The sequence below is a fragment of the Pseudoalteromonas sp. TAB23 genome, assembly GCF_000498075.1.
Taxonomy (GTDB): Bacteria; Pseudomonadota; Gammaproteobacteria; order Enterobacterales; family Alteromonadaceae; genus Pseudoalteromonas; species Pseudoalteromonas arctica.
In genome coordinates this window covers 1-5,036 of the sequence record NZ_AUTP01000245.1, presented here as the reverse complement: position 1 = coordinate 5,036, position 5,036 = coordinate 1, and the positions used below count along the sequence as shown (strand labels likewise).

Sequence of the window (5,036 nt, the reverse complement as noted above, 5' to 3'; positions counted from 1 at the left end):
AAATTCAGAATTCATTGAGCTGTCGAAAGACATAAAACTTTTTAATTGAAGAGTTTGATCATGGCTCAGATTGAACGCTGGCGGCAGGCCTAACACATGCAAGTCGAGCGGTAACAGAAAGTAGCTTGCTACTTTGCTGACGAGCGGCGGACGGGTGAGTAATGCTTGGGAACATGCCTTGAGGTGGGGGACAACAGTTGGAAACGACTGCTAATACCGCATAATGTCTACGGACCAAAGGGGGCTTCGGCTCTCGCCTTTAGATTGGCCCAAGTGGGATTAGCTAGTTGGTGAGGTAATGGCTCACCAAGGCGACGATCCCTAGCTGGTTTGAGAGGATGATCAGCCACACTGGGACTGAGACACGGCCCAGACTCCTACGGGAGGCAGCAGTGGGGAATATTGCACAATGGGCGCAAGCCTGATGCAGCCATGCCGCGTGTGTGAAGAAGGCCTTCGGGTTGTAAAGCACTTTCAGTCANTTACTGACAGAAGAAGCACCGGCTAACTCCGTGCCAGCAGCCGCGGTAATACGGAGGGTGCGAGCGTTAATCGGAATTACTGGGCGTAAAGCGTACGCAGGCGGTTTGTTAAGCGAGATGTGAAAGCCCCGGGCTCAACCTGGGAACTGCATTTCGAACTGGCAAACTAGAGTGTGATAGAGGGTGGTAGAATTTCAGGTGTAGCGGTGAAATGCGTAGAGATCTGAAGGAATACCGATGGCGAAGGCAGCCACCTGGGTCAACACTGACGCTCATGTACGAAAGCGTGGGGAGCAAACGGGATTAGATACCCCGGTAGTCCACGCCGTAAACGATGTCTACTAGAAGCTCGGAGCCTCGGTTCTGTTTTTCAAAGCTAACGCATTAAGTAGACCGCCTGGGGAGTACGGCCGCAAGGTTAAAACTCAAATGAATTGACGGGGGCCCGCACAAGCGGTGGAGCATGTGGTTTAATTCGATGCAACGCGAAGAACCTTACCTACACTTGACATACAGAGAACTTACCAGAGATGGTTTGGTGCCTTCGGGAACTCTGATACAGGTGCTGCATGGCTGTCGTCAGCTCGTGTTGTGAGATGTTGGGTTAAGTCCCGCAACGAGCGCAACCCCTATCCTTAGTTGCTAGCAGGTAATGCTGAGAACTCTAAGGAGACTGCCGGTGATAAACCGGAGGAAGGTGGGGACGACGTCAAGTCATCATGGCCCTTACGTGTAGGGCTACACACGTGCTACAATGGCGCATACAGAGTGCTGCGAACTCGCGAGAGTAAGCGAATCACTTAAAGTGCGTCGTAGTCCGGATTGGAGTCTGCAACTCGACTCCATGAAGTCGGAATCGCTAGTAATCGCGTATCAGAATGACGCGGTGAATACGTTCCCGGGCCTTGTACACACCGCCCGTCACACCATGGGAGTGGGTTGCTCCAGAAGTAGATAGTCTAACCCTCGGGAGGACGTTTACCACGGAGTGATTCATGACTGGGGTGAAGTCGTAACAAGGTAGCCCTAGGGGAACCTGGGGCTGGATCACCTCCTTATACGATTTAGAACTTATTTGTTCGTAGTGTCCACACAGATGATTGTTATTGTAAAGAGAACAACACTTATTGTTTTGGGTCTGTAGCTCAGCTGGTTAGAGCGCACCCCTGATAAGGGTGAGGTCGGTAGTTCAAATCTACTCAGACCCACCACTTCTTATCTAATTAAGAAGATGGTTAAAACAATAAGTACCAGCATATGTGGGGCTATAGCTCAGCTGGGAGAGCGCCTGCCTTGCACGCAGGAGGTCAGCAGTTCGATCCTGCTTAGCTCCACCACTTACTTCTTAAAAATAAATATTCTTTATCGGGCCATTAACCGCCTGAGAATAGAGTGTGTTTAATTTTGAGAAGTTTTTACATCTCTTGCTCTTTAAAAATTTGGAAAAGCTGATAATAAAATTCTGATAGATACATTGTATTTATCAAGAGTTTTCAAAAGTAAAAAAAGAATGGTAGCAGTACCATTCAGTGCCATTTAGTTAACTCTTATGAGTTGATTGATTGGTATCTACTTTAGTATTCAATATTGACTTCTGGCGAAGTTAAACTGTCATAAAACAAAGACCCGTTTGGGTTGTATGGTTAAGTGACTAAGCGTACACGGTGGATGCCTTGGCAGTTGGAGGCGATGAAGGACGTATTAACTTGCGATAAGCTTAGTCAAGCTAGTAAAAAGCGCTTGAGACTAAGATTTCCGAATGGGGAAACCCACCTGCTTGCAGGTATCGTTAACTGAATACATAGGTTAACGAGGCGAACGCGGAGAACTGAAACATCTAAGTACCCGTAGGAAAAGAAATCAACCGAGATTCCGAAAGTAGCGGCGAGCGAAATCGGAACAGCCCTTAAGCTTATTATGTGTTAATGGAAGGCTGCTGGAAAGCGCCACGATACAGGGTGATAGTCCCGTACATGAAAAGACATTTTAAGTGAAATCGAGTAGGTCGGAGCACGTGAAACTTTGACTGAATATAGGTGGACCATCATCTAAGGCTAAATACTCCCAACTGACCGATAGTGAACCAGTACCGTGAGGGAAAGGCGAAAAGAACCCCTGTGAGGGGAGTGAAATAGAACCTGAAACCGTGTACGTACAAGCAGTAGGAGCCCACTTGTTGGGTGACTGCGTACCTTTTGTATAATGGGTCAGCGACTTATATTTTGTAGCGAGGTTAACCGAATAGGGTAGCCGTAGGGAAACCGAGTCTTAACTGGGCGAATAGTTGCAAGGTATAGACCCGAAACCCGGTGATCTAGCCATGGGCAGGTTGAAGGTTGAGTAACATCAACTGGAGGACCGAACCCACTAACGTTGAAAAGTTAGGGGATGACCTGTGGCTAGGAGTGAAAGGCTAATCAAACCGGGAGATAGCTGGTTCTCCCCGAAATCTATTTAGGTAGAGCCTCGGACGAATACTTACGGGGGTAGAGCACTGTTAAGGCTAGGGGGTCATCCCGACTTACCAACCCTTTGCAAACTCCGAATACCGTAAAGTAATATCCGGGAGACACACGGCGGGTGCTAACGTCCGTCGTGAAGAGGGAAACAACCCAGACCGCCAGCTAAGGTCCCAAAGTCATAGTTAAGTGGGAAACGATGTGGAAAGGCCCAGACAGCCAGGAGGTTGGCTTAGAAGCAGCCATCCTTTAAAGAAAGCGTAATAGCTCACTGGTCGAGTCGGTCTGCGCGGAAGATGTAACGGGGCTAAACTATGCACCGAAGCTGCGGATTCAGAATTTATTCTGAGTGGTAGGGGAGCGTTCTGTAAGCCGTTGAAGGTGTACCGGGAGGTATGCTGGAGGTATCAGAAGTGCGAATGCTGACATGAGTAACGATAATGGGAGTGAAAAACTCCCACGCCGGAAGACCAAGGGTTCCTATCCCATGTTAATCAGGGTAGGGTAAGTCGACCCCTAAGGCGAGGCCGAAAGGCGTAGTCGATGGGAAACAGATTAATATTTCTGTACTCGATATAATTGCGATGGGGGGACGGAGCAGGCTAAGCAAGCATAGCGTTGGTAGTCTATGTGAAAGTGAGTAGGGCGTTTGTTTAGGTAAATCCGGACAAACATTAAACCTGAGACACGAGACGAGTCACTACGGTGATGAAGTTGCTGATGCCATACTTCCAGGAAAAGCCTCTAAGCTTCAGATTATATGGAATCGTACCCCAAACCGACACAGGTGGTCAGGTAGAGAATACTAAGGCGCTTGAGAGAACTCGGGTGAAGGAACTAGGCAAAATCGTACCGTAACTTCGGGAGAAGGTACGCTCCTATCTGTGATGAGACTTGCTCTCTAAGCGGACGGGAGCCGCAGTGACCAGGTGGCTGGGACTGTTTATTAAAAACACAGCACTGTGCAAAATCGCAAGATGACGTATACGGTGTGACACCTGCCCGGTGCCGGAAGGTTAATTGATGGGGTTATCCTTAGGGAGAAGCTCTTGATCGAAGCCCCGGTAAACGGCGGCCGTAACTATAACGGTCCTAAGGTAGCGAAATTCCTTGTCGGGTAAGTTCCGACCTGCACGAATGGTGTAACCATGGCCACGCTGTCTCCACCCGAGACTCAGTGAAATTGAAATCGCAGTGAAGATGCTGTGTACCCGCGGCTAGACGGAAAGACCCCGTGAACCTTTACTACAGCTTGGCACTGAACATTGAACCTACATGTGTAGGATAGGTGGGAGACTTTGAAGCAGCGACGCTAGTTGTTGTGGAGTCAACCTTGAAATACCACCCTTGTAGTTTTGATGTTCTAACGTTGGCCCCTGAATCGGGGTTACGGACAGTGCCTGGTGGGTAGTTTGACTGGGGCGGTCTCCTCCTAAAGAGTAACGGAGGAGCACGAAGGTTGGCTAAGTACGGTCGGACATCGTACGGTTAGTGTAATGGTAGAAGCCAGCTTAACTGCGAGACAGACACGTCGAGCAGGTACGAAAGTAGGTCATAGTGATCCGGTGGTTCTGAATGGAAGGGCCATCGCTCAACGGATAAAAGGTACTCCGGGGATAACAGGCTGATACCGCCCAAGAGTTCATATCGACGGCGGTGTTTGGCACCTCGATGTCGGCTCATCACATCCTGGGGCTGAAGTCGGTCCCAAGGGTATGGCTGTTCGCCATTTAAAGTGGTACGCGAGCTGGGTTTAGAACGTCGTGAGACAGTTCGGTCCCTATCTGCCGTGGGCGTTTGAGAATTGAGAGGGGTTGCTCCTAGTACGAGAGGACCGGAGTGAACGAACCGCTGGTGTTCGGGTTGTCATGCCAATGGCATTGCCCGGTAGCTACGTTCGGAACTGATAAGCGCTGAAAGCATCTAAGCGCGAAGCAGGCCTCGAGATGAGTTCTCACTAGACTTTTAAAGTCTCTGAAGGGCCGTTGAAGACTACAACGTTGATAGGCAAGATGTGGAAGTGGTGTGAGCCATTAAGCTAACTTGTACTAATTACCCGTGAGGCTTAACCATACAACGCCAAACGCGTTTTATG

At 49.3% G+C, this 5,036-nt stretch carries 2 tRNA genes and 2 rRNA genes; all 4 read left to right on the top strand.

Annotated features, from left to right (window positions below):
- Positions 1-42 precede the first annotated feature (42 nt).
- The 4 genes from L654_RS0114740 to L654_RS0114725 all read left to right on the top strand — a co-directional run bounded on the left by L654_RS0114740 (position 43) and on the right by L654_RS0114725 (position 5,014).
- Positions 43-1,540, top strand: a 16S ribosomal RNA gene (locus L654_RS0114740).
- A 76-nt stretch (positions 1,541-1,616) separates the two neighbouring features.
- Positions 1,617-1,693, top strand: a tRNA-Ile gene (locus tag L654_RS0114735).
- Between the two features lie 50 nt (positions 1,694-1,743).
- Positions 1,744-1,819: transfer RNA gene (locus L654_RS0114730), tRNA-Ala, on the top strand.
- A gap of 304 nt (positions 1,820-2,123) precedes the next feature.
- Positions 2,124-5,014 (top strand): 23S ribosomal RNA (locus tag L654_RS0114725).
- Together the 16S and 23S rRNA genes with 2 tRNA genes alongside form the textbook arrangement of a ribosomal RNA operon.
- Positions 5,015-5,036 lie beyond the last annotated feature (22 nt).